Consider the following 23,605-nt stretch of genomic DNA (forward strand, 5'->3'; position numbering starts at 1 on the left):
TCGCACTATTTTCGCCTCCAGTTGGGCGCCATGATAGCGCCCGATGAAGGTGTCCAAGATCATTAGGCCAGCTCAGCTTGCTCGCGAACTCTGGCCTCTCGCTCCTCCCTTAACCTTGCCATTCCCGCGAACGCGGGACGCGGCTCCATCGCGAACAGCGCTTGCGCTGGCCCGAAGGGGAATAACCCAATGATGTCGGGTTTGGGTGTAGCGCGCCGCTCCGAGTGTTCGGATATCTCTTGTTTCGCCCCCTCGGGCGAGTCACTTTGGCAATCGGTGGAAGGCCACCCCCGCCCAAAGTAACCAAAACGCTTGCCCCGACATACGGGCCCGATGGAGCCGGGCTACCCTCACGAATTCCCCCGCCACGGAGGCCCGCCCCGACAACACGTCCCTGTGCTGATCGGGGCTCTCGCGACATCCATGTCGCATGACCTCCTGAGCGCCGGTTTCGCTCGGCCTTCTGAAGGGGCGTTCCGGTGCGCTCGGATATTTCTCTGGAAACCCGTAGGGCATCGGTGTTTGGGCTAACGGCGGATAACCGCGAACGGTTATTCGCCCTACGAGTATGCCGGCTGACGCTGTGTTATCCGCTTGCTCGGGACAGCCCCCTCTCCCTTCAGGGCGGGCCGCGTAGGCGAGGGTTGGGGAGAGGGAGCGGACTTCGCCCACGCACCTCTGCCAACCCTGACGCCGCCCCCCTCCCTAACCCTCCCCCGCAAGCGGGAGAGGGAACCGTCCGGCGTGATGCAAAACCGCGAAGCTCCCGGGCTCCCCGTAGGGCGGATAACGCCTATGGCGTTATCCGCCATGATCGCGGACAAGGTCCGCTCCTACGGTTCCAGGAGGCACGGGCGTAGGAGCGGACTCCGTCCGCGATCCGCGGCGGAAATGAAAACGCCGTTTCCCCTTGCGGAGGAAACGGCGCTTTTCCCAAGGCGGGAACTCAGCCGCGGTGACGGCCGCGGAAGTAGTCGATCAGGCCCTGGGTGGAGGCGTCCTCGGCGGGGCTCTCCTCGCTGCCGACCAGGCGCCCGTAGACGGCCTTGCCCAGCTCCTTGCCCAGCTCCACGCCCCACTGGTCGAAGGCGTTGATGCCCCAGAGGATGCTCTGCACGTAGACCTTGTGCTCGTACATGGCGATCAGCGCGCCCAGGCGGCGGGCGCTGATGCGTTCCAGCACCAGGGTGTTGCTCGGGCGGTTGCCGGGGATCACCTTGTGCGGCGCCAGGCGCTGCACCTCTGCCTCGTCCAGGCCCTTGGCGCGCAGCTCGGCCTCGGCCTCGGCGCGGGTCTTGCCCTGCATCAGCGCCTGGCTCTGCGACAGGCAGTTGGCGTACAGCCACTGGTGGTGGTCGGCCACCGGGTTGTAGCTGGACACCGGGACGATGAAGTCCGCCGGGATCAGCTGGGTGCCCTGGTGCAGCAACTGGTGGTAGGCGTGCTGGCCGTTGCAGCCGACGCCGCCCCAGATCACCGGGCCGGTGCCGGCGCTGACCGGGGTGCCGTCCTGGCGCACGCTCTTGCCGTTGGACTCCATGTCCAGCTGCTGCAGGTGGTCGGTGATGTTCCGCAGGTAGTAGTCGTAGGGCAGGATGGCGTGGCTGTGGGAGCCCCAGAAGTCGCCGTACCAGACGCCGAGCAGGCCCAGCAGCACCGGGATGTTGCGGGCGAAGGGCGCGCTCTGGAAGTGCTGGTCCATGCTGTGGGCGCCGGACAGCAGTTCCTTGAAGTTGTTGATGCCCACCGACATGGCGATCGGCAGGCCGATGGCCGACCACAGCGAGTAGCGCCCGCCGACCCAGTCCCACATGGGGAAGACATTCTCTTCGCGGATGCCGAAGGCCACCGCCGCTTCCTTGTTGCTGGAAACCGCGATGAAGTGGCGGTACAGCTCCGCCTCGTTGCCGCCCTGGGCCAGGTACCAGGCGCGCGCGGCCTGGGCGTTCTTCAGCGTCTCCAGGGTACCGAAGGACTTGGAGGAGACGATGAACAGGGTGGTCTCGGCGTTCAGCTTGCTGGTCAGCTCGCGGAACTCGCTGCCGTCGATGTTCGCCAGGTAGTGGCAGCGCACGCCCTTCTGGGCGAAGGGCAGCAGAGCCTCGGAGACCAGTTGCGGGCCGAGGAAGGAGCCGCCGATGCCGATGTTCACCACGTCGGTGATGGGCTTCTCGGTGTAGCCGCGCCACAGCCCGTTGTGCACGTAGGCGACCAGCTCGGTCATCTGGTGCAGCACGCGGTGCACTTCCGGCATCACGTCCACGCCGTCCACCAGCACCTTGTCGCCGATCGGCCGGCGCAGCGCGGTGTGCAGCACCGGGCGGCGCTCGGAGGCGTTGATCACCTCGCCGCGGAACATCGACTGGATGGCTTCGCCCAGCTGCGCCTCTTCCGCCAGCTTGACCAGCAGGCCGAGGGTGTCCTCGCGGATCAGGTTCTTCGAGAAGTCGAGGAACAGGCCGCAGGCGCTCAGGGAGAAGCGCTCGAAACGCTTCGGATCGCTGGCGAATGCCTGGCGCATGCTGAAGTTCTGCAGATCCTTGCGGTGCTCGGCCAGTGCCTGCCAGCTCTGCAGGCGGGTGGCATCCAGCGGGGTGAGGTGGTGTTCCATGCTTTACCTTCGGGGGTGTGACGTGCGTTGGAGCGTGAAAAAGCCCGGGGGTTCCGGGCTTTGACGGGTCAGGCGAGCTGCACCGGGATGGCGTTGCTGGTGTGGCTGAGCTGGTTGCCCGGGGCCATGTAGAGCATGCGCGGCTGGTAGTTGGCGAGCTCGGCGTCGCTGTATTGAGCATAAGCGCAGATGATCACCCGGTCACCCACCTTGGCCTTGTGCGCGGCGGCGCCGTTGACCGAGATCATCCGCGAGCCTTCCTCGCCGCGGATGGCGTAGGTGGTGAAGCGCTCGCCGTTGTCGACGTTGTAGATCTGGATCTGTTCGTACTCGCGGATACCGGCAAGGTCCAGCCACTCGCCATCGATGGCGCAGGAGCCTTCGTAGTCGAGGACGGCGTGGGTGACTTCGGCGCGGTGCAGCTTGGCCTTGAGCATGATGCTGTGCATGGCGGGCGCTCCTGTTGTGGTGGGGCTTGGCGCGAACGGCGGCAGAGTATGCCCAACCTGTTACCCGGCCTCAAGCCGCGCGCGGCGCGGCCTGGGCGGGCAGCGGCGGGTCAGTCGAGCTGCAGCGGCAGGTTGTCGATCAGGCGGGTGTTGCCGAGGAAGGCGGCGGCCAGGAGCACCACCTGCTTGTCGCCGGCATTGGCCGGGCGCAGGCCCAGGGCCTCGCGGATTTCCAGGTAGTCCACGCGCAGGCCGGCGGCCTCGATCTGCCGGCGGGCTTCGTCGATCAGCGCCGGGAAATCGCGCGAGCCGCCGCGCAGGGCGTCGGCGAGCTGCCGGAGGGTGCGCTGGATGACCGGCGCGCGGGCGCGCTCGTCCTCGTTCAGGTAGCCGTTGCGCGAGGACAGCGCCAGGCCGTCCTCGGCGCGCACGGTGGGTTCGCCGAAGATCTGCACGGGGATGTTCAGGTCGCGCACCAGCTTGCGGATCACCGCCAGTTGCTGGAAGTCCTTCTCGCCGAACAGCGCCATGTCTGGCTGCACCATGTTCAGCAGCTTGCAGACCACGGTGGCGACGCCGTCGAAGTGGCCCGGGCGGCTGCCGCCGCACAGCCCCTCGGAAACGCCGGGCACGCTGACCTTGGTCTGGCCTTCCATGCCGTCGGGGTACATTTCTTCCACGCCCGGGGCGAACAGCAGGTGGCAGCCGGCTTCCAGCAGCTTGGCCTGGTCGGCGGCGAGGGTGCGCGGGTACTTGTCCAGGTCCTCGCTGGGGCCGAACTGCAGCGGGTTGACGAAGATGCTGGCGACCACGAAGTCGGCACGCTGGCCGGCCTTGGCCACCAGGGCGGCGTGGCCGGCGTGCAGGTTGCCCATGGTCGGCACCAGGGCGATGCGCTTGCCTTCGCCGCGGGCACGGGCGACGGCGGCGCGCAGTTCGCGGACGGTCTTGACGGTGTTCATGCGGAGAATCCGTGTTCGGGGCCGGGGAAGGAGCCGTCTTTCACGGCCTTGACGTAGGCGGCGAAGGCGCCCTGGATGCTGTCCTGGCCCTGCATGAAGTTCTTTACGAACTTGGGCGCGCGGCCGGACAGCGACAGGCCGAGCATGTCGTGCATCACCAGTACCTGGCCGTCGGTGCCGGGGCCTGCGCCTATGCCGATCACCGGGATCTTCACCGCCTCGCTGATTTCCTGGCCCAGGGCGCTGGGCACGCATTCCAGCAGCAGCATGGCGGCGCCGGCCTGCTCCAGGGCGATGGCGTCGGCGCGCAGCTGGCGGGCCTGGGTTTCCTGGCGGCCCTGGACCTTGAAGCCGCCGAACAGGTTGACCGACTGCGGGGTGAGGCCCAGGTGCGCGCACACCGGCACGCCCATCTGCGCCAGGCGCACGATGGGCTCGGCCAGCCAGGCGCCGCCTTCGAGCTTGACCATGTGGGCGCCGGCCTGCATGACCTTGACCGCGTCGTCCAGCAGGCGCTGCAGCGAGGTGCCGGAGGCGAAGGGCAGGTCGGTGACGATCATCGCGCCCTGGTTGCCGCGTTTCACGCAGGCGGTGTGGTAGGCCATTTCCTCGACCGTGACCGGCAGCGTGCTGTCGTGGCCTTGCAGCACCATGCCGAGGGAGTCGCCGATCAGCAGCATCTCCGCTCCCGCGGCGCTGGCCGCCTGGGCGAAGGTGGCATCGTAGGCTGTGAGCATCGCGATCTTCTCGCCGCTTTGCTTCAGGCCTTGCAGGGTGGTCAGGGTGACATCAGGCATGAAAACGGTCCTCGTTGGGCCGGCTGGCGCCGGCGCGGGGCACCTATAGTCCGTATGGGGGGAAGCGAAGTCAATCGCAGGTGTTACCGGACTGTTACGGCGTTACCGCCAACTGGGGTGACGATCAGGATAGCCGTTCGAGGCCCGCGAATGGGCAATCCGCCAGTAGTTCCGACAGGCTGCGGCCGCCGGGCAGGCGCAGCTGCGGCGCCAGGTCCGCCAGGGGGTAGAGGACGAAGGCGCGGGCGTGCATGTGGTAGTGCGGCACGGTCAGGCGCGGTTCGTCGAGCTGGCGCTCGCCGAACAGCAGGATGTCCAGGTCGAGGGTGCGTGGGCCCCAGCGCTCGTCCTTGCGCTCGCGGCCCTGTTCCAGCTCGATGGCCTGCAGGGCGTCGAGCAGGGCGAGGGGGGCGAGGTCGGTGTCCAGCGCGGCGACGGCGTTGACGTAGCGCGGTTGGTCCGGCGGGCCCAGCGGGTCGCTGATGTAGAAGGGCGAGACCGCGGCCACCGTGGTCTGCGGGATGGCCCGCAGGGCCTCGATGGCGGCGCGCAGCTGGCCCAGGGGATCGGAGAGGTTGCTGCCCAGGCCGAGGTAGACGCGCTCGCTCACTCGTTGCCAGCCCCCTCGCTGCGCGGGCCACGGCGCCGGCGGTTGCCACCGCCGCGGCGCCGCTTGCGCGGGGCGGCGCCGCCATCGTCCTGGCTGGCCGCCAGGTTGCGGATCATGCCGCGGCGTTCGCCGTCGCTGGCGTCCTGGTAGTCCGTCCACCAGTCGCCGAGGCCGCCGGTTTCCTCGCCGGCGCTCTCGCGCAGCAGCAGGAAGTCGTAGCCGGCGCGGAAGCGCGGGTTTTCCAGCAGCAGGTCGGCGCGCTTGCCCTGGCGTCGCGGCAGGCGTTCCTGCATGTCCCAGATCTCGCGGATCGGGATGGTGAAGCGCTTGGGCACGGCGGTGCGCTGGCACTGCTCGCTGATCAGTTCGTGGGCGGCTTCCTGCATCGCCGGGATCGGCGGCATGCCGCGCTCCTGCAGTTGCGCCACGCGCGCCGGCAGGGCCGGCCAGAGCAGGGCGGCGAAGAGGAAGGCGGGGGTGACCGGCTTGCCCTGGTGGATGCGCGCATCGGTGTTGGCCAGGGCCTGGCGGATCAGCTTGCCGGTGTAGTCCGGGTCGCGGGCCAGGGCCTTGGCGCTGGCCGGGAACAGCGGGGCGAACAGCTCGTATTCGAGCAGCAGCTCGAAGGTGCGCTCGCCGCGGCCGCTGAGGAACAGCTTGAGCACTTCGTCGAACAGCCGCGCCGAGGGAATCTCGCGCAGCGCCGGCGCCAGCTTGCGGATGGGCGCGGCGCTGTGTTTCTCGATCTCGAAGTCCAGCTTGGCGGCGAAGCGCACTGCGCGCAGCATGCGCACCGGGTCCTCGAGGTAGCGCTGCTCGGGGTCGCCGATCAGGCGCACCAGGCGGTTGCGGATGTCGTGCACGCCGTGGGCGTAGTCGAGGATGCGCTCGTCGCTGCAGTCGAAGTACAGGGCGTTGATGGTGAAGTCGCGGCGCTGGGCGTCGTCTTCCAGGGTGCCGTAGACGTTGTCGCGCAGGATGCGCCCGGCCTCGTTGCGCGAGGCCTGGTTGCTGTCGCCTTCGCCTTCTTCCTGCGGGTGGTGGGCACGGAAGGTGGCCACCTCGATGATCTCGCGGCCGAAATGCACGTGCACCAGCTTGAAGCGCCGGCCGATGACCCGCGCGTTGCGGAATTCGGCACGGACCTGCTCGGGGGTGGCGCTGGTGGCCACGTCGAAGTCCTTGGGGGTGATGCCCAGCAGTTGGTCACGCACGCCGCCGCCGACGATGTAGGCCTGGTATCCCGCCTTCTGCAGCCGGTCCACCACGCTCACCGCATGCCGGCTGAACTGCTCGCGACGCAGCGGATGCTGGTTGCTGCCGACGATTTCTGGGGTGGTGCGGACTGCGCGCTTGCGGCGCAAGGGAGAGCGAAGGGAGGAGATCAGCTTTTTCAGCATGGAGGCACTATTAACCGGTTGGGGTGGATTGCGTCGCGCAACGCAGCGTGCCCTGGCCGGCGATCGCAGTCGGCGGGCAGCCCATCATGCTTGAAAAGCATGGTCAGCGGAAACAATCGTCAGTAAATCTGATGCGTTGTGTGTCCGAATGGGCTCGGATTCTAGCATCGGGGGGCGGGAGATAGGGAGCGGGGAACAGCGAAGGGAGCAGGGGAGAGCGAGGAAAGCTACTGGGGGAGCCGAAGCTCCCCCCCAAGTAGGTGCGTGCTTTGTTCTTGTTATGATGCCGGGCTTGTTGTTTTTGTTTGTAGACCCGTCCTCGAGGCCAGTCGCTTCGAGGTATTCCCATTCGGGATCGACAAGAGCAAACGGATTGCTTTGGTCGCTGAGTGAGCAGTGATCTTTCGATCCAACCGATTCCGCCGCTGCCTCGAGGCAGTTTTATTGTTCTTCGATCGGTTGCGGGATTTCTCCCACCAGCTACTCTCCTCCAAAAGAATCAGTTAGCTGCGCCTCCGCGATTTTGTTTTTGTTGTGCTGGAGTCGTTACGTGTTGTTTTTGTTCTGTGGTTTCGTGCTTGTTATTGTTGTTGTACCAATAACAAAGCAGATGCCGTGCCAACTTTTTAGAATCCTTATTTTTCAAGGGTTTAGCTGTAGGAAGGGGTTTCGGGCAGGCACAAAAAAGCCGGGTTATCGTTACCGATGAACCCGGCTTTTGTTACGCGGGATGTCCGCGGTAACAGCCGCGCCCCACTCAGGAGTCGGCCGAGGCCCCCGATTTGCGCCGCGGAATGCCCAGGCGCTGGCGCCGTTCCCACAGGCATTTGCGGCTGATGCCCAGCTTGCGGGCCAGTTCGGTCTCGGTCATGTGGTCCTGGTGCTCGAGGACGAAATGCTGGAAGTAGTCCTCCAGCGACAGGTCCTCGGTGGGCTCGTGGTTGTTGGCCGCCACGGCGCTGCGCATCTCCGCCTCGTCGACGAAGTCGTCCTCCAGGTCGTCCAGCTCGATGTCGATGCCCAGCAGGTCGGCGGGGATTTCCTGGCCCTCGCTGAGGATCACCGCGCGCTCGATGGCATTCTCCAGCTCGCGCACGTTACCCGGCCACGGGTAGTGGCGGATGGCCTGCTCGGCCTCGTGGGAGAAGCTCAGCGGGGCGCGCCCCATCTGCGAGCACTGACGCGCCAGGAAGGCGCGGGCGATCTCCATCACGTCGGTACCGCGCTCACGCAGCGGCGGCAGTTTCAGCGAGATGACGTGCAGGCGGTAATAGAGGTCTTCGCGGAACTGGCCGGTCTTGGCCAGCATCTTCAGGTCGCGGTGGGTGGCGGCGATCAGGCGCACGTCGACCTTCTGCGACTGCACCGAGCCGACGCGGCGGATCTCGCCTTCCTGCAGCACGCGCAGCAGGCGGGCCTGGGCCTCCAGCGGCAGTTCGCCGATCTCGTCGAGGAACAGGGTGCCGCCGTCGGCGGCTTCCACCAGGCCGGCGCGGCCGGCGCTGGCGCCGGTGAAGGCGCCCTTCTCGTGGCCGAACAGTTCGGATTCGATCAGGGTTTCCGGGATGGCCGCGCAGTTCACCGAGATCAGCGGCGCCTTGGTGCGCTTGGACAGGTTGTGCAGGGCGCGCGCCACCAGTTCCTTGCCGGTGCCCGACTCGCCCTGGATGAGGACGTTGGAGTCGGTGGGGGCGACCTTGCGGATCTTCGAATAGAGCTCGAGCATCGGCGGGCAGGAGCCGATGATGCCGATCTCGCCGTCGGCCGGGGCGGCGTTACCGTTACCGCGCTCGCCCGCGGGGCGGGCGTTACCGCGTGCCTCGGCAGTGGCGCCGCGGCCTTCCTGGCGGTCCTTGAGGATACGCGCCACGGCCTGGAGCATCTCGTCGTGGTCGAAGGGCTTGGCGATGTAGTCCACCGCGCCCATCTTCATCGAGTCGACCGCCGAGCGCAGGCTGGCGTAGCTGGTCATGATCAGCACCGGGGTGCCCTGGGCCAGCTTGATCAGTTCGGTGCCGGGGGCGCCGGGCAGGCGCAGGTCGCTGACGATCATGTCGAAGGACGGGATGCTGTAGCGCTCCTGGGCCTCCTGGACCGAGCCGGCCTCGCTGACCTGGTACTGGTTGCGCTCGAGCAACCGTCGCAGGGCGGAACGGATGATGGTTTCGTCTTCGACGATGAGGATATGTGCCATGTATTCAGCTCTCTCGACGTGCTCGTCTACTGCTCGGCCGTCGGGCCAGGATGCCGCGGCAAGGTCACGCGGATGCGGGTGCCGCATTCGCGTTCCGGATCGGCCGGGCTGTCGATGGTGATCTGCCCATAATGCTCTTCCACGATCGAATAGACCAGTGCGAGGCCCAGGCCAGTCCCCTTGCCGGGGTCCTTGGTGGTGAAGAAGGGCTCGAACAGGCGGTCGATGATGGACTTGGGAATGCCGCTGCCTTCATCTTCGACGATGAGATCGACGGTGTTCTCCGAGGCTTCGCTGCGCACCCGTATGGCGCCACCGGGGGGGGAGGCGTCGCGGGCGTTGGACAGCAGGTTGATGAGTACCTGGGCGAGGCGCTGGGCATCGCCTTCCACCCAGTGGTCCGGGTCGCACAGGTTGAAGAACTGCACTTCGACGCTGCGCCGGTTCAACGATAGCAAACTGATGGCTTCGCGGGCGACGTCGGCCAGGCACACCGGCTCGGCGGCCACCTGCTTGCCGCCGGCGTGGGCGAAGCTCATCAGCGACTGGACGATGCGCGAGACGCGCTTGGTCTGCTCGAGGATCTGCCCGCTGATCTCGGTCAGCTCGCCGTCGCCCTCGCGTTCCTCGCGCAGGTTCTGCGCAAGGCAGGCGATGCCGGTGATGGGGTTGCCGATCTCGTGGGCCACGCCGGCGGCCAGGCGGCCGATGGAGGCCAGGCGCTCGGAGTGGATCAGCTTGTCTTCCAGGGACTGCGTCTCGGTGAGGTCCTCGACCAGCAGGACCAGGCCGCTGTTGCCCGGCGCCAGGGGTTCCTCGATGGCTGCCTTGTGCAGGTTCAGCCAGCGCGTCTGGCCGTCGATCGCCAGGCGCTGCTTGTGCAGGTGCTGGTCGGGGGCCTCGATGAAGCCTTCCAGCAGGCCCTTCCAGGGTTCCGGCAGGGCCGACAGGCGCGAGCCCACCACGCGCTGCGCGGGCACCCCGGTGAGTTCCTCGATGGCGCGGTTCCACATCAGCACTTCCTGGTCCTTGGCCAGCGAGCACACGCCCATCGGCAGGTCCTGCAGGGTCTGGCGGTGGTAGCGGCGCAGGGCGTCCAGCTCGGCGGCCAGGCCGGTGAGCCGCGAGTGGTAGTCCTCCAGGCGGCTCTCGATGAAGTGGATGTCCTCGGTGACGTAGCTCTCGCTGTTGGCCTTGTAGGGCAGGAAGGTCTCGACCATGTCCTGGGCCACGCTTGGGCCCATCAACCCGGAGAGGTTGGCCTCGATGCGGTCGCGCAGGCGGCGCAGGGCGTAGGGGCGGCGCTCGTCGAAGGGCAGGTGCAGGTCACGCAGGGCCTGTTCCACTTCCTTCTGCGCGGTCTTGGCGCCCAGCGGCCTGGCCAGCTGGCTGGCGAACTCCTGGGGCGAGACGGCGAGCAGTTCGCGGCGCTGCGGGCGGCGCACGTTGTCCACCGCGCAGGCTTCGGCGGCGCCCTTCTCCTCGTCGCTGGGCTCGCTGAACAGCGATACCAGGGTGAACACCAGCACGTTGGCCGCCAGCGAGGCGAGGGCGGCCAGGTGCCAGCTGGCCTCGTCGAGCACGTACAGCGAGTCGAACAGCGGGATGTGCAGGCTCTGCACGTTGCCCATCAGCGGCACCAGCATGGTGGCGCCCCACACCAGCATGCCGGCGACCAGGCCGGCGATGAAGCCGCGGCGGTTGGCGGCCGGCCAGTAGAGCACCGAGAGCGCGCCGGGGAGGAACTGCAGGGTGGCGACGAAGGAGACGATGCCCAGGTTCGACAGTTCCTGCTCGGAGCCCAGCAGCAGGTAGAAGCCGTAGCCCAGCAGGATGATGGTGGCGATCAGCGCCCGCCGCGTCCATTTCAGCCAGCGGTAGATGTTGCCCTCGGCCGGCGGCTGGTACAGCGGCAGCACCAGGTGGTTGAGGACCATGCCCGACAGCGCCAGGGTCATCACGATGATCAGCCCGCTGGCCGCCGAGATGCCGCCGATGAAGGCGGCCAGCGCCAGGGCCGGGCTGTCCACCGCCATGCCCAGGCCGAGGGTGAAGTATTCCGGGTTGGTCGAGGCGCCCAGGTGCAGGCCGGCCCAGAGGATCGGCGGCACCGCCAGGCTCATCGGCAGCAGGAACAGCGGCAGGCCCCAGCTGGCGCTGAGCAGGGCGCGCGGGTTGAGGTTCTCGGTGAAGGTCATGTGGTACATGTGCGGCATGACGATGGCCGAGGCGAAGAACACCAGCAGCAGGGTGCGCCAGGGGCCCTCGGCCAGCGGCGTGTGCAGGGTGCTCAGGGCCTCCTGGTTCTGCAGCAGCCAGACCTCCAGGCCGTCGGGGCCGCCGAACACGCCGTAGAGGGCGAACAGGCCGATGGAGCCCAGGGCGACCAGCTTGACCAGCGACTCGAAGGCGATGGCCATCACCAGCCCCTCGTGGCGCTCGCGGGTGGCGATGTGGCGGGCGCCGAAGAGGATGGCGAACAGGGTGATCAGCGCGCAGAACGCCAGCGCCGCGCTGTTGGCGTCGGCGCCGTGGGTCAGCAGGCTGATCGAGTTGGTCACCGCCTCGATCTGCAGGGCCAGCATCGGCAGCACGCCGATCAGCATGAACAGCGTGGTCAGCGCGCCGGCCCAGGTGCTGCGGAAGCGGAAGGCGAACAGGTCGGCCAGCGACGACAGCTGGTAGGCGCGGGTGATGCGCAGGATCGGGTAGAGCAGCACCGGGGCCAGCAGGAAGGCCCCGGACACCCCCAGGTAGATGGCCAGGAAGCCGTAGCCGTACTGGTAGGCCAGGCCGACGGTACCGTAGAAGGCCCAGGCGCTGGCATAGACGCCCAGCGACAGGGTGTACACCAGCGGATGGCGCACCAGGCGGCGCGGCACGTAGCCGCGCTCGGTGATCCAGGCGACACCGAACAGGGTGGTCAGGTAGACGGCGCTGATCAGGATCAGCTGGGTGAGGCTAAAGCTCGTCAGCATCGCGCTGGCTCTGCAGGATGAAGGTCACGACTATGAGAATCAGCCACAGCAGGTAAGGGCGATACCAGGCGCCGTTGGGGTCGATCCACCAGTCCATGATGGCGGGCGAGAACAGGTAGATGCCCACGACCAGGAGCAGCACCAGTCGGTAGATGTACATGTCATGCCTCTCGTTGTGCGGACGGCAGGCTACAGGCAGCCGATGGGCGCCTGCAAGCCGGGGCGCATGGCCCCACCCTCCATCTTAGAGCCGGGCGTCTTCCAGCGTCAGCACGCGGGGTATGCGCGTGGCGTCCCAGTGCGCCACGCCCCAGGCCAGCACCTCGGCCGGGGTGGCGCCGGCCAGCTCCGCCGGCGCGGCGTGGCCCAGGGCCCTGAGGGCGCGCAGCAGCAGCGGTGCGGCCTGCTCGGCGGCCAGCGGCGGCGAGCGGTAGGACTTGCCCAGCTTGTGGCCGTCGGGCTGGACGATCAGCGGCACGTGCAGGTAGCGCGGGTGGGCCACCCCGAGCAGCTCCTGCAGGTACAGCTGGCGCGGGGTGTTGTCCAGCAGGTCGGCGCCGCGGACGATGTCGGTCATGCCCTGCCAGGCGTCGTCCAGCACCACCGCCAGCTGGTAGGCGTAGAGGCCGTCGCGGCGGCGGATGACGAAGTCGCCGACCTCGCGGCCCAGGTGCTGGCGGAACTCGCCCTGGACGCGGTCGACGAAGGCGTATTCCAGTTCCGGCACGCGGATGCGGATGGCGACGTCGCCGTGCCAGTCGTGCCCGGCGTTGCGGCAGGTGCCGGGGTAGATGCCGCCGCTGCCTTCGAGCTGCTTGCGCGAGCAGGTGCAGGCATAGGCCAGGCCGCTGCGCAGCCACTGCTGGACCACCGCCGCGTAGGCATCGCCACGCTCGCTCTGGCGTACGACCGGGCCATCCCACTCGAAGCCGTAGCGTTCCAGTGTCTGCAGGATGGCGGCCTGGGCCCCGGGCATTTCCCGCGGCGGGTCGAGGTCTTCCATGCGCACCAGCCAGCGGCCGCCGGCGGCACGGGCGTCCAGGTAGGAGGCGACGGCGGCGACCAGCGAGCCGAAGTGCAGGTAGCCGCTGGGGGTGGGGGCGAAACGGCCGATGTAGCGGGAGTCGGACATGGCGCAGGCTGGGGGTCGGGAGGCGGGGCGCCGCACAAACGCGACGGGGCGCCTAGGCGCCCCGTTCGCGAAAAGCCGCAGGCGTCAGGAGCCGAGCTGCTTTTCCTTGATTTCCGCGAGGGTCTTGCAATCGATGCAGAGGGTCGCGGTGGGGCGGGCTTCCAGGCGGCGGATACCGATCTCCACGCCGCAGGAGTCGCACCAGCCGTAGTCGTTGTCTTCGATCAACTGCAGTGTCTCGTCGATCTTCTTGATCAGTTTGCGTTCGCGGTCGCGGGCGCGCAGTTCGAGGCTGAACTCCTCTTCCTGGCTGGCGCGGTCGGCCGGGTCCGGGAAGTTGGCCGCTTCGTCCTGCATGTGGTGCACGGTGCGGTCGACTTCTTCCATCAGCTCAACTTTCCACTTGTTGAGGATGGAGGTGAAGTGGGCGCGCATGCGCTCGCTCATGTACTCCTCGCCCTTGGTTTCCTTGTAGGGTTCGAAGCCACGAATCAGTTGGCTGCTCTGCTGTTTTGCATTGGTGGGCATGTGTGGCCGCCTCTCACTCTCGCTAATCCTGTCGCGGATGGTCCCTCTCCGGCACCGCCGGCCCCGCGCTCGCAAGCGGGCGAACTTACCAGATCGATAATCGCGATGCTACTCCCGGTTGTCGAGCTTGCTGCCACCCGCTGATGGCTTGGTTAGAATCGCCTCTTCGTCGCAAAGTTCGGTATTTCCCATGGTTTCTTCCTTCAGTGCCCGCAGCCGCGCCATCGAACCTTTCCACGTCATGGCGTTGCTGGCGCGAGCCAACGAGCTGCAGGCCGCTGGCCACGACGTCATCCACCTGGAGATCGGCGAGCCGGACTTCAGCACCGCCGCGCCCATAGTCGCCGCCGGCCAGGCCGCACTGGCCGCCGGCCATACCCGCTACACCGCGGCCCGCGGCCTGCCGCAGCTGCGCGAGGCCATCGCCGGCGTCTACGCCTCGCGCTACCGCCTGGCCATCGACCCCGAGCGCATCCTGGTCACCCCGGGCGGTTCCGGCGCCCTGCTGCTGGCCAGCAGCCTGCTGGTCGACCCGGGCCGCCACTGGCTGCTGGCCGACCCCGGCTACCCGTGCAACCGTCACTTCCTGCGCCTGGTGGAGGGCGCCGCGCAACTGGTGCCGGTGGGCCCGCAGAGCCGTTACCAGCTCACCCCGGAACTGGTGGATGCGCACTGGAATCAGGACAGTGTAGGCGCTTTGCTGGCATCGCCGGCGAATCCTACGGGCACTTTGCTGCACAAGGATGAACTGGCCGCGTTGTCGCAGGCCCTCAAGGCCCGTGGCGGGCACCTGGTGGTGGACGAGATCTACCACGGCCTGACCTACGGCGTGGATGCCAGCAGCGTGCTGGAAGTGGACGACGAGGCCTACGTCCTCAACAGTTTCTCCAAATATTTCGGCATGACCGGCTGGCGCCTCGGCTGGCTGGTGGCGCCGCCGGCGGCGGTGGGCGAGTTGGAGAAGCTGGCGCAGAACCTCTACATCAGCGCCCCGAGCATGGCCCAGTATGCCGCGCTGGCCTGCTTCGAGGAGGGCACCCTGGCCATTCTCGAGGAACGCCGCGCCGAGTTCGCCCGCCGCCGCGACTACCTGCTGCCGGCCCTGCGCGAGCTGGGCTTCGGCATCGCCGTGGAGCCGGAAGGGGCCTTCTACCTGTACGCCGACATCAGCGCCTTCGGCGGCGACGCCTACCGCTTCTGCCAGCACTTCATCGAGACCGAGCACGTGGCCTTCACCCCGGGCGTGGACTTCGGCCGCTACCAGGCCGACCACCACGTGCGCTTCGCCTATACCCAGAGCCTGGAACGCCTGGAGCAGGCGGTGGAGCGGATCGCCCGCGGCCTGAAGAGCTGGCGGCCCTGATGCGCTTCGCTCCGGAACTGGAGGAGGCGCGCCTGCTGCGCCGCTACAAGCGCTTCCTCGCCGATATCGAGACGCCCACCGATGAGCAGTTGACCATCCACTGCCCGAACACCGGCTCCATGCTCAACTGCATGAGCGAGGGCTGCCGGGTGTGGTTCAGCCGTTCCTCCGACCCCAAGCGCAAGCTGCCCGGCACCTGGGAGCTGAGCGAGACGCCCCAGGGGCGCCTGGCCTGCGTAAACACCGGGCGGGCCAACCGCCTGGTGGAGGAGGCCCTGCTGGCCGGCAGCGTCGCCGAACTGGCCGGTTTCACCGGGCTGCGCCGGGAGGTCGCCTATGGCGTGGAGAACAGCCGCGCGGACTTCCGCCTGGACTTCGCCGGCGGGTCGGCGTTCGTCGAGGTGAAGAGCGTCACCCTGGGCTTCGACGCCACGCCGGTGGCGGCCTTCCCCGACGCCGTGACCACCCGCGGGGCCAAGCACCTGCGCGAGCTGGCGACCCTGGCCCGTGCGGGTACCCGCGCGGTGCTGCTGTATTGCGTGAACCTGTCCGGCATCGAGGCGGTGCGCCCGGCGGAGGAGATCGACCCGGCCTATGCCGCCGCGCTGCGCGAGGCGCGCGACGCCGGCGTGGAGATGCTGGCCTATGGTGCCGATATCGACGTCAGCGAAATCCGCCTGAGCCGGCCGCTGCGCATCGAGTTGTAGGTCTTTCAGTCATCCTCGGGCAGGCCTATCCACAGGCCCCGCTCGTCCTCGCGGCAAGGCAGGCTGTCGAGCACCTCGCCCAGGCAGGGGCCCTGGATGCATTCGCCGGATTCGACGAGGAAGAGCGCGCCGTGATGGGCGCACTGCAGCAGGCCGCCGCTGGCGTCGAGGAAGCGGTCGGCCTCCCACTCCAGGGGCACGCCGCGGTGCGGGCAGCGGTTGCGGTAGGCGTACACGCGGCCCTGGCGGCGCACGGCGAAGACCTTCAGGCCTTCCACCTGGAAGCCGCGGCTGCGGCCCTCGGCCAGTTCGCCCGGATGGCAGAGCAGGATCACCGCGGCGCTCCCGGCGCCGACAGCAGGGCGCGTGGCGCCCCCTGGCGTCGGGATAGGGTGCACGTCCTTGTGCTGAAGTCGGTCAGATCTCCCAGATCAGGTTGGCCGCCGCATAGCGGCCGGGCTGGGTGTAGCGATCCAGGCTGGGGCTGTTCTCGGTGAGGCCGCGTACGTCGCCCCATTGCCAGTACTTCTTGTCGGTGAGGTTGAACAGGCCGGCGTTGAGGGTCACGCCGTCGGTGATCCGCACCCAGCCGCTGAGGTCGAGCAGACCGTAGCCGCCGGGCTTGAATTGGCTGGGGACTTCGTTGTCGTCGATGCGCTGCTTGGCCTGCACCAGGGTCCAGGTCAGCTCGCTGCCGAAACGTCCGCCGGGCGCATCATACCCCAAACCGAACACGCCCTTGAGCGGGTCGACGCTGTTGATCGGCTCGCCGGTTTCCTCGTCCTTGCCCCGTGCATAGGACACGGCGCCACGCAGGCGGGTCCCCTCGGGCAGGCCGGCGGCCAGGTGCAGGTCGAGGTCGCCGCGGGCCTCGGCGCCGCGGATGGTGACCTTGTCCAGGTTGGTGTACTGGTAGGTCAGGCGGCCGTTGCCGGTGGGGTCGTTGGGCAGGGTGACCTGCTCGATGAAGTCGTCGTAGCGGTTATAGAAGAGGGCGATGCCGAAGCTGCCCATGGCGTACTTGCCGCGCAGGCCGAGTTCATAACTGTCGCTGGTTTCCGGCTTGAGGTCGGTGTTGGCGATGGTCTGGTAGCCGATGGCGGTGTTGACGAACTCGCCGAAGATGTCCACCGGCTCGGGCGCGCGGAAGCCGGCGGCGTACTGGCCGTAGACGCTGTGGTGGTCGTCGATGCGGTAGGTCACGCCGAACTTGGGCGACAACGCGTGATCGCTGAAGTTGGACGGGGCGGTGTCCAGCGGGTGGCTGTTGAGATAGCGCTGGCTGACCTCCGGGCGCATCTCGTAGTAGTCATAGCGCAGGCCCGGCAGCAGGGTCCAGCGGCCGATGTCGATGCTGTCCTGGATGAACGCCGCGTATTCGTGGGTGACCGGATCGGGGAAGTCGCTGAGCGGGAAGGTCTCGCTGCCGAAGGCCGGCGGCACCGGTTGGCCGTTGCTCTGGAAGGTCTCGCCGCCCTTGCGCAGGTCGCTGCTTTCCAGGCGCTTGAGGTCGAAGCCGTAGATCAGGTGGTGCTGGGTGTCGGCCAGGGCGAAGCGCTTGTCCAGCTGGCTGTTCAGGCCCCAGAGTGTTTCCTGGTATTTCGAATCCCGCACGCGATCGCGCAGGCTGCCGCCGCTGAAGCGTTCCTGGTAGGTCTGCTGGCGGATCTGGCTGTCCTGGTAGTTGAGCTGCCATTGCACCTGGTCGGCCAGCGCGCTGTCGAGCTGGAAGCGGTGCTGCAGGCTGATGCGCTCGCGGTCGGTGCTGTCGGTGGCATCGGAGGTGCGGGTGGCGCCGGTGGCGCTGTACTCGTTGAGCAGGCGGGTGTCGGCGTCGTCGGCGTAGCGTTCGTAGGCCAGCTGCAGGCGGCTGCCTTCGGCGTAGTCCCAGCCGACCTTGGCCAGCAGGTTGTCGGTGCCGAAGTCCACCGGGTTGGCCTCGCCGCGGGTGGCGCCGATGCCGCCCTGGCCGCCGAAGGTCTCGGTGTCGTGGCCGTCGCGGCGGCTGATGGTCAGCAGGCCGTCCACCGGCCCCTGGCGCCCGGCGAAGGTAGCGCTGCCCAGCCAGCTGTCGTCGGAGCCGTCGTAGCCGGTCTTGAAGCGGGCGTAGAAGTCCTTGCCGTCCTCCAGGTAGTCCGCGGCGTCCTTGGTCAGGAAGCTCACCGCGCCGCCCAGGGCGTCGCTGCCGTACAGCGAGCTGGCCGGGCCGCGGAGTATCTCGACGCGTTTCACGGTATCCAGGTCGATGTAGTTGCGCCGCGCGTCCATGAAGGGGCCGAAGGCGAAGGCGCCGGGCACGCCGACGCCGTCCACCTGGGTCAGCACGCGGTTGCCGCCGATGCCGCGGATGGTGAAGCCCGACAGGCCGAAGCGGCTGCCGCTGCCGCTCACCGACACGCCGGGCTCGTAGCGCACCAGCTGCTTGATGTCGTTGGCGTTGTTGCGATCGATGTCCTGCTCGGTCTGCACGCTCACGGTGCTGGGTACCGCATCCACGGGTTGCTCGCTGCGTGTCGCGGTGACCGTGGTCTCGCCGAGGGAAACCGCATTGTTCGCGAGGGCGAGTGAGGGGCTCAGCAGCAACAGGGCCAGCCAGTGGCGGCGGGCGAACGGAGGCGTGATCGACATGGGATACCTGTATTCTTCTTGGAAGTGGCAGATGGCAAATGGCCGTTGGCAGAAGGCGGCGCAGACCATAATTCTTCTCAAATCTAAATGCAAATTATTATCAAATAGATTTATTGAATTCGTTGTGGCACAGTTCGTCGGTGCCGCCGCGATGCGGCAGGTCTCCCTGTGAACGAGGACTTCTGCGATGACCACTCTTTCCGCGCCGGCTTCCGAGCTGTACCGCGCCTGGCAGGCGCTGCGCGCCGAGAAACCGCGCCTGCGCGCCCGCGATGCGGCGCAACACCTGGATGTGAGCGAGGCCGAGCTGACCGCCAGCCGCCTCGGCGTCGATGCCGTGCGCCTGCGCCCGGAATGGGCCGCGCTGCTGCCGGCCCTCGGCGAGCTGGGCCCGATCATGGCGCTGACGCGCAACGAGCACTGCGTGCACGAGCGCAAGGGGCCGTACCAGGAAGTCACCGTATCGGCCAACGGGCAGATGGGCCTGGTGGTGTCCCCGGACATCGACCTGCGCCTGTTCCTCGGCGGCTGGGACAGCGTGTTCGCCGTCAGCGAGGAAACCGCCCACGGCACCCAGCGCAGCATCCAGGTGTTCGACCGCCAGGGCACCGCGGTGCACAAGGTGTTCCTCACCGAGCACAGCGAGGTCGCCGCCTGGGCGCCGCTACTGGAACGCTTCCGCGCCGAGGAGCAGAGCGGGCGCCTGGAGCTGCGCCCGGCCGAGGCCAAGGCCGCGCCGCTGGCCGATGAAGCGATCGACGTCGCTTCCCTGCGCGAGGGCTGGGCGGCGCTGAAGGACACCCACCACTTCTTCGCCCTGCTGAAGAAGCACAAGGCCGCGCGCACCCAGGCGCTGCGCCTGGCCGGCCGCGAGTGGGCCGAGCCGCTGGACGTGGCCGAGCTGCCGCGCCTGCTGGAGGCGGCCAGCGCATCCCGCTTGCCGATCATGATCTTCGTCGGCAACGCCCACTGCATCCAGATCCACACCGGCACCGTGGACAACCTGAAGTGGCTGGACGACTGGTTCAACGTGCTCGATGCGCAGTTCAACCTGCACCTGAAGACCTCCGGCGTGCGCGAGCTGTGGCGCGTGCGCAAGCCGAGCAGCGACGGCATCGTCACCAGCTGGGAGGCCTTCGACGCCGATGGCGAGCTGGTCCTGCAGGTGTTCGGCGCGCGCAAGCCGGGTGTGCCGGAACTGGAAGAATGGCGTAGCCTCGCCGAATCCTTCACGGCTATCTGAGGAGGCAACCATGACTGCGCGTCCCCTGCTGGCCGGGCTGTTCGCCGGGCTTTGCCTCGCCGCCACCAGCGCCATCGGCGACACCCTGCCCAAGCGCTGGGTGAGCGCCGGCGGCTCGCTGAGCGAGTGGGTGGTGGCCCTGGGCGGCGAGCCCCGCCTGGTCGGCGTCGACACCACCAGCCTGCACCCGGCCAGCCTCAAGGCGCTGCCGAAGATCGGCTACCAGCGCCAGCTGGCGGCCGAGGGCATCCTGGCGCTGAAGCCGGACATCCTCCTCGGCAGCGAGGAGATGGGGCCGCCGCCGGTGCTGCAACAACTACGCGCCGCCGGGGTGCGGATCGAGACCCTGTCGGCCAAGGCCGATGAGCAGACCGTGCACGACAACCTGCTGCGCCTGGGCGAACTGCTGGGTACGCCCGAGCAGGCCGGGAAGGTGGCGGCGGACTTCCAGGCGCGCCTGGCGGCGCAGCAGGCCTGGGTCAGCAAGGCCCAGGCCGGCCAGGCCGCGCCGGGCGTGCTGCTGCTGATCGGCAACGCCGGCGGCAGCCTGCTGGTGGCCGGGCAGGACACCGCCGGCGACTGGATGATCCAGCACGCCGGCGGGCGCAACCTGGCCAGCCACAAGGGCTACAAGGCACTCTCCGGCGAGGCCCTGACCGCCCTCGACCCGCAGGTGGTGGTGCTGGCCGACCGCAGCCTGGACGGCGACAAGGCGCGCGAGGCGCTGATTCGCCAGAACCCCGGGCTGGCCGCCACCCGGGCGGCGCGTGAGGCCCATGTGCTGCTGCTCGACCCGACGCTGCTGGTCGGCGGCCTCGGCCCGCGTATTCCGGACGCATTGGCCAGCCTCTCCCAAGCCTTTTATCCTTCCGCGCAGGCCCTGAACCCGGAAGGTCGTCCTTGACTGCGAAGCACGCTGCCCGACCGCTGTTCCTGCTCCTTGGTTTCCTCCTGCTGCTGGTCCTCTGGCTGTCCCTGGCCCTGGGGCCGGTCAGCCTGCCGCTGGGCGACACGCTACGGGCGCTGGCGCGCCTGGCCGGGCTGCCGGTGTCCGCCGACGATCTCGGCCAGGCCGAACTGATCGTCGGGCAGATCCGCCTGCCGCGCACCCTGCTGGGCGTCGCCACTGGCGGGGTGCTGGCGCTGGCCGGGGTGGCCATGCAGGGGCTGTTCCGCAACCCGCTGGCCGACCCCGGGCTGATCGGCGTGTCCAGCGGCGCCGCGCTGGGCGCCGCCATCGCCATCGTCTTCGGCGCCTCCATCGGTGGCCTGCCGGAGGCCTTCGCCCCCTACCTGCTGTCGGCCTGCGCCTTCGTCGGCGGCCTGCTGGTGACCGCGCTGGTCTACCGCCTCGGCCGCCACAACGGCCAGACCAGCGTGGCCACCATGCTGCTCGCCGGCATCGCCCTCACCGCGCTGGCCGGCGCGCTGATCGGCCTGTTCACCTACCTGGCCGACGACGCGACGCTGCGCACCCTGACCTTCTGGAACCTCGGCAGCCTCAATGGCGCCAGCTACCCGCGGCTGTGGCCGCTGCTGCTGGTCACGCTGCTGGTGGCCTGCTGGCTGCCGCGCCGGGTGGACGCGCTCAACGCGCTGCTGCTGGGCGAGTCCGAGGCGCGCCACCTGGGCTTCGACGTCGAGCGGCTGAAGGTCGAACTGATCCTCTGCACCGCCCTGGGTGTCGGCGCCGCGGTGGCCGCGGCGGGGCTGATCGGCTTCATCGGCCTGGTGGTGCCGCACCTGCTGCGCCTGATCGTCGGCCCCGACCACCGCCTGCTGCTGCCGGCCTCGATGTTCGGCGGCGCCATCCTGCTGCTGCTCGCCGACCTGGTGGCGCGCCTGGCGCTGGCGCCGGCGGAGCTGCCGATCGGCATCGTCACGGCGCTGATCGGCGCGCCCTTCTTCCTTTACCTGCTGATCCGGGGGCGTTCCTGATGCTGGCGGCGGAAAACCTGACGGTGAAGCGCGGCCAGCAGGTCGTGCTGCAGGGTGTGAGCCTGGCGCTGCAGCCGGGCGAAGTGCTCGGCGTGCTGGGGCCCAACGGCGCGGGCAAGAGTACGCTGCTGGGGGCTTTGAACGGTGAGCTGCCGCTGGCCAGTGGGGGCGTGAGCCTCGACGGCCGCGCGCTGGACCAATGGCAGGGCACGGCACGGGCACGGCGCCTGGCGGTGCTGCCGCAGTCCTCGTCGCTGAATTTCGCCTTCAGCGTCGAGTCCGTGGTGGGCTTCGGCCGCCTGCCCCACGACAGTGGCCGCCAGCGCGACCGCGAGATCATCGCCGAAGCCATGGCCGCGGCCGACGCCTCGCACCTCGCCGGGCGCAGCTACCTGGCGCTGTCTGGTGGCGAGCGCCAGCGCGTGCACCTGGCGCGGGTCCTGGCGCAGTTGTGGCCGGGTGGCGCGGAGCAAGTGCTGCTGCTGGACGAGCCGACCTCGGCGCTGGACCCCCTGCACCAGCACACCACCCTGCAGGCCGTGCGCGAGTTCGCCGGCCGCGGCGCCGCGGTGCTGGTCATCCTGCATGACCTCAACCTCGCGGCGCGCTACTGTGACCGTCTGCTCCTGCTGCACGACGGCCGCCCGCACCTGTTCGGCACGCCGGACGAGGTACTGCGCGCGGAACCGCTGCGCCAGGTGTTCGGCCTGGACGTGCTGGTGCAGCGCCATCCCGAGCGCGGCCATCCGCTGATCGTCGCCCGTTGAAAGGAGTTCACGTGAAATACCTGCTGATTCCCCTGGTGGCGCTGCTGGCGGCCTGCCAGAGCCTGCCTTCCGCACCGCCCCTGCCGACCTGGCAGAGCCCCGAAGGCCGCGACAATGCCGAGTTGGGCGTGATCCGCGACCTGCGCAGCGGCCAGGCGCTGACTCCGGAACAACTGCTCGAACGCCTGGAGGCCGCACCGCGCGTGCTGGTCGGCGAGCAGCACGACAACCCCGACCACCACGCCCTGGAGCTGTGGCTGGTGCGTGCCCTGGCCCAGCGCCGCGAGCAGGGCAGCGTGCTGCTGGAAATGCTCAACCCCAACCAGCAGCAACGGGCGACGGCGGCCCAGGCGGCCAGCGCCGCCGGCAAGCCGCCGCAGGACCTGTACGCCACGCTGGCCTGGCAGCCGGGCTGGGACTGGTCGCTCTACGGCCCGCTGGTGTCCTGGCTGGTCAAGCAGCCGGCGGCATTGCTGGCGGCCAACCTGGACCGCAGCGAGATCAAGCGCATCTACGGCGAACAGCCGGCCCTCGCCGGTACCCGCTCGACGGCCGAGGACGTGCGCCGGGTGCTGCTCGACGACATCCGCGAATCCCACTGCGGCCTGCTGCCGGAAAGCCAGATGCCGGCCATGCTGGCGGTGCAGCAGCAACGCGACCGGCGCATGGCCGAGCGGCTGAAGGCGGCGCCCGCGCCCGCCGTGCTGATCGCCGGCGGCTTCCACGTCCGCCGCGACCTGGGCGTGCCGCTGCACCTGGAAGACCTGGGGGCAGGGGAGGGCACGCAGGTGCTGATGCTGGCCGAGGTGGGCAAGACGGTCACCGCGCAACAGGCCGACTACGCCTGGTACACGCCGGCGCTGCCGCCGCAGGATCATTGCGCGAAGTTGCGTTGATGCGGGCATAGCCTGACGGGAGGGCTCCTCTTTTTTGTAGGAGCGAGCTTGCTCGCGAACAGGGCTCCCGGCTGCTTCGATGTTTCGGTGGTATTCCTTTCCCTCTCCCCAGCCCTCGGCTGCGCGCCCCGCCCTGAAGGGAGAGGGGGCTAGTCCGTGCCGAGAGGAGGCTTGGTTTCAGCCGGCAACTCTGTGCTAGCCGGTTAATGCCGAAACACCAACGCACTCCGAACGGTCCCCTCTCCCTTCAGGGAGAGGGTTAGGGAGAGGGTGCTCTCCAGGTCGAGTACCGAGCTCAACCGGCAGAGCTCTGTTCGCGAGCAAGTGTGGTGGTTCAATTTCCTCGGACACCTCGATAGGTGGAAAATCCACTGAATAGAGGAGTCATTCATGAGCCGTAAA

Annotated in this window: 20 protein-coding genes; 7 read left to right on the plus strand and 13 right to left on the minus strand. The window is 68.4% G+C overall.

All coding sequences use genetic code 11. From position 1 onward, the window contains the following. Positions 1–946: 946 nt before the first annotated feature. The 11 genes from pgi to dksA all read right to left on the minus strand — a co-directional run bounded on the left by pgi (position 947) and on the right by dksA (position 13,661). A complete protein-coding gene (gene pgi, locus VV867_RS29000) occupies positions 947–2,611 on the minus strand; it encodes a glucose-6-phosphate isomerase (RefSeq protein WP_328568269.1) in 1,665 nt (554 codons plus the stop codon). 68 nt (positions 2,612–2,679) lie between these two features. Then, positions 2,680–3,060 (minus strand): aspartate 1-decarboxylase, encoded by a 381-nt coding sequence (panD, locus tag VV867_RS29005; RefSeq protein WP_009613020.1) that lies wholly within the window; start codon positions 3,058–3,060, stop codon positions 2,680–2,682. A gap of 110 nt (positions 3,061–3,170) precedes the next feature. Further along, positions 3,171–4,022, minus strand: a complete 852-nt coding sequence (gene panC, locus VV867_RS29010) for a pantoate--beta-alanine ligase (RefSeq protein WP_328568270.1) — start codon at positions 4,020–4,022, stop codon at positions 3,171–3,173. Continuing rightward, on the minus strand, positions 4,019–4,819 hold the full coding sequence (gene panB, locus VV867_RS29015; RefSeq protein WP_109932559.1) for a 3-methyl-2-oxobutanoate hydroxymethyltransferase: 801 nt from the start codon (positions 4,817–4,819) through the stop codon (positions 4,019–4,021). The genes panC and panB overlap by 4 nt, the downstream gene beginning before the upstream one ends. A 124-nt stretch (positions 4,820–4,943) precedes the next feature. Next, positions 4,944–5,429: a 2-amino-4-hydroxy-6-hydroxymethyldihydropteridine diphosphokinase gene (folK, locus tag VV867_RS29020; RefSeq protein WP_328568271.1), complete on the minus strand. Its 486-nt coding sequence runs from the start codon at positions 5,427–5,429 to the stop codon at positions 4,944–4,946. Next, complete coding sequence (locus VV867_RS29025) at positions 5,426–6,829, minus strand: polynucleotide adenylyltransferase PcnB (protein WP_328568272.1); 1,404 nt, start codon at positions 6,827–6,829, stop codon at positions 5,426–5,428. Before VV867_RS29025 ends, folK begins: the two co-directional genes overlap by 4 nt. Positions 6,830–7,586: 757 nt before the next feature. Further along, positions 7,587–9,023, minus strand: a complete 1,437-nt coding sequence (locus tag VV867_RS29030; protein WP_109932564.1) for a sigma-54-dependent transcriptional regulator — start codon at positions 9,021–9,023, stop codon at positions 7,587–7,589. Positions 9,024–9,049: 26 nt separating this feature from the next. Next, positions 9,050–12,001, minus strand: a complete 2,952-nt coding sequence (locus VV867_RS29035) for a sensor histidine kinase (protein WP_328568273.1) — start codon at positions 11,999–12,001, stop codon at positions 9,050–9,052. After that, entirely contained in the window at positions 11,985–12,161 is a 177-nt protein-coding gene (locus VV867_RS29040) for a hypothetical protein (RefSeq protein WP_003095129.1), read from the minus strand. Before VV867_RS29040 ends, VV867_RS29035 begins: the two co-directional genes overlap by 17 nt. An 84-nt stretch (positions 12,162–12,245) precedes the next feature. Further along, on the minus strand, positions 12,246–13,133 hold the full coding sequence (gluQRS, locus tag VV867_RS29045) for a tRNA glutamyl-Q(34) synthetase GluQRS (RefSeq protein ID WP_328568274.1): 888 nt from the start codon (positions 13,131–13,133) through the stop codon (positions 12,246–12,248). An 84-nt stretch (positions 13,134–13,217) separates the two neighbouring features. Then, positions 13,218–13,661, minus strand: a complete 444-nt coding sequence (gene dksA, locus VV867_RS29050) for an RNA polymerase-binding protein DksA (RefSeq protein ID WP_109934727.1) — start codon at positions 13,659–13,661, stop codon at positions 13,218–13,220. A 190-nt stretch (positions 13,662–13,851) separates the two neighbouring features. Between dksA and VV867_RS29055 the strand changes: the two genes are divergently transcribed. Then, positions 13,852–15,024, plus strand: coding sequence for a pyridoxal phosphate-dependent aminotransferase (locus tag VV867_RS29055; protein WP_328568275.1), 1,173 nt, complete (start codon positions 13,852–13,854; stop codon positions 15,022–15,024). Next, positions 15,024–15,731, plus strand: coding sequence for a DNA/RNA nuclease SfsA (gene sfsA / locus VV867_RS29060; protein WP_328568276.1), 708 nt, complete (start codon positions 15,024–15,026; stop codon positions 15,729–15,731). Before VV867_RS29055 ends, sfsA begins: the two co-directional genes overlap by 1 nt. A gap of 5 nt (positions 15,732–15,736) precedes the next feature. On the opposite strand, the gene VV867_RS29065 is transcribed toward sfsA, so the two are convergent. Both VV867_RS29065 and VV867_RS29070 read right to left on the minus strand, forming a co-directional pair. Next, entirely contained in the window at positions 15,737–16,066 is a 330-nt protein-coding gene (locus tag VV867_RS29065; RefSeq protein WP_109934724.1) for a Rieske (2Fe-2S) protein, read from the minus strand. 82 nt (positions 16,067–16,148) lie between these two features. Continuing rightward, positions 16,149–18,359, minus strand: a complete 2,211-nt coding sequence (locus tag VV867_RS29070; RefSeq protein WP_328568277.1) for a TonB-dependent hemoglobin/transferrin/lactoferrin family receptor — start codon at positions 18,357–18,359, stop codon at positions 16,149–16,151. A 187-nt stretch (positions 18,360–18,546) separates the two neighbouring features. Between VV867_RS29070 and VV867_RS29075 the strand changes: the two genes are divergently transcribed. From VV867_RS29075 to VV867_RS29095, 5 genes are read left to right on the plus strand one after another with little or no spacing between them, the layout of a single operon-like run. Beyond that, positions 18,547–19,602 carry a hemin-degrading factor gene (locus VV867_RS29075; RefSeq protein WP_328568278.1) on the plus strand — a complete coding sequence of 352 codons (1,056 nt, stop codon included), beginning with the start codon at positions 18,547–18,549 and terminating at the stop codon, positions 19,600–19,602. Between the two features lie 10 nt (positions 19,603–19,612). Beyond that, positions 19,613–20,506, plus strand: coding sequence for a heme/hemin ABC transporter substrate-binding protein (locus VV867_RS29080; RefSeq protein ID WP_109934721.1), 894 nt, complete (start codon positions 19,613–19,615; stop codon positions 20,504–20,506). Between the two features lie 50 nt (positions 20,507–20,556). Then, positions 20,557–21,540 (plus strand): FecCD family ABC transporter permease, encoded by a 984-nt coding sequence (locus tag VV867_RS29085; protein WP_109935769.1) that lies wholly within the window; start codon positions 20,557–20,559, stop codon positions 21,538–21,540. Further along, positions 21,540–22,307: a heme ABC transporter ATP-binding protein gene (locus VV867_RS29090; RefSeq protein WP_328568279.1), complete on the plus strand. Its 768-nt coding sequence runs from the start codon at positions 21,540–21,542 to the stop codon at positions 22,305–22,307. Before VV867_RS29085 ends, VV867_RS29090 begins: the two co-directional genes overlap by 1 nt. Positions 22,308–22,318: 11 nt before the next feature. Next, entirely contained in the window at positions 22,319–23,203 is an 885-nt protein-coding gene (locus VV867_RS29095; protein WP_328568280.1) for a ChaN family lipoprotein, read from the plus strand. Positions 23,204–23,605: the final 402 nt, after the last annotated feature.

The sequence above is a fragment of the Pseudomonas sp. JH-2 genome (assembly GCF_036231725.1).
GTDB classification, from domain to species: Bacteria; Pseudomonadota; Gammaproteobacteria; order Pseudomonadales; family Pseudomonadaceae; genus Pseudomonas; species Pseudomonas delhiensis.

What these genes read in the sequence shown, in the direction of transcription:
- panC (WP_328568270.1), bottom strand. Translation starts at nt 4,022, where the DNA reads ATGAACACCGTCAAGACCGTCCGCGAACTGCGCGCCGCCGTCGCCCGT.
- VV867_RS29075 (WP_328568278.1), top strand. Translation starts at nt 18,547, where the DNA reads ATGACCACTCTTTCCGCGCCGGCTTCCGAGCTGTACCGCGCCTGGCAG.
- VV867_RS29090 (WP_328568279.1), top strand. Translation starts at nt 21,540, where the DNA reads ATGCTGGCGGCGGAAAACCTGACGGTGAAGCGCGGCCAGCAGGTCGTG.
- VV867_RS29080 (WP_109934721.1), top strand. Translation starts at nt 19,613, where the DNA reads ATGACTGCGCGTCCCCTGCTGGCCGGGCTGTTCGCCGGGCTTTGCCTC.
- pgi (WP_328568269.1), bottom strand. Translation starts at nt 2,611, where the DNA reads ATGGAACACCACCTCACCCCGCTGGATGCCACCCGCCTGCAGAGCTGG.
- gluQRS (WP_328568274.1), bottom strand. Translation starts at nt 13,133, where the DNA reads ATGTCCGACTCCCGCTACATCGGCCGTTTCGCCCCCACCCCCAGCGGC.
- VV867_RS29055 (WP_328568275.1), top strand. Translation starts at nt 13,852, where the DNA reads ATGGTTTCTTCCTTCAGTGCCCGCAGCCGCGCCATCGAACCTTTCCAC.
- VV867_RS29070 (WP_328568277.1), bottom strand. Translation starts at nt 18,359, where the DNA reads ATGTCGATCACGCCTCCGTTCGCCCGCCGCCACTGGCTGGCCCTGTTG.
- dksA (WP_109934727.1), bottom strand. Translation starts at nt 13,661, where the DNA reads ATGCCCACCAATGCAAAACAGCAGAGCAGCCAACTGATTCGTGGCTTC.
- VV867_RS29040 (WP_003095129.1), bottom strand. Translation starts at nt 12,161, where the DNA reads ATGTACATCTACCGACTGGTGCTGCTCCTGGTCGTGGGCATCTACCTG.
- panD (WP_009613020.1), bottom strand. Translation starts at nt 3,060, where the DNA reads ATGCACAGCATCATGCTCAAGGCCAAGCTGCACCGCGCCGAAGTCACC.
- panB (WP_109932559.1), bottom strand. Translation starts at nt 4,819, where the DNA reads ATGCCTGATGTCACCCTGACCACCCTGCAAGGCCTGAAGCAAAGCGGC.
- VV867_RS29035 (WP_328568273.1), bottom strand. Translation starts at nt 12,001, where the DNA reads ATGCTGACGAGCTTTAGCCTCACCCAGCTGATCCTGATCAGCGCCGTC.
- sfsA (WP_328568276.1), top strand. Translation starts at nt 15,024, where the DNA reads ATGCGCTTCGCTCCGGAACTGGAGGAGGCGCGCCTGCTGCGCCGCTAC.
- VV867_RS29025 (WP_328568272.1), bottom strand. Translation starts at nt 6,829, where the DNA reads ATGCTGAAAAAGCTGATCTCCTCCCTTCGCTCTCCCTTGCGCCGCAAG.
- VV867_RS29030 (WP_109932564.1), bottom strand. Translation starts at nt 9,023, where the DNA reads ATGGCACATATCCTCATCGTCGAAGACGAAACCATCATCCGTTCCGCC.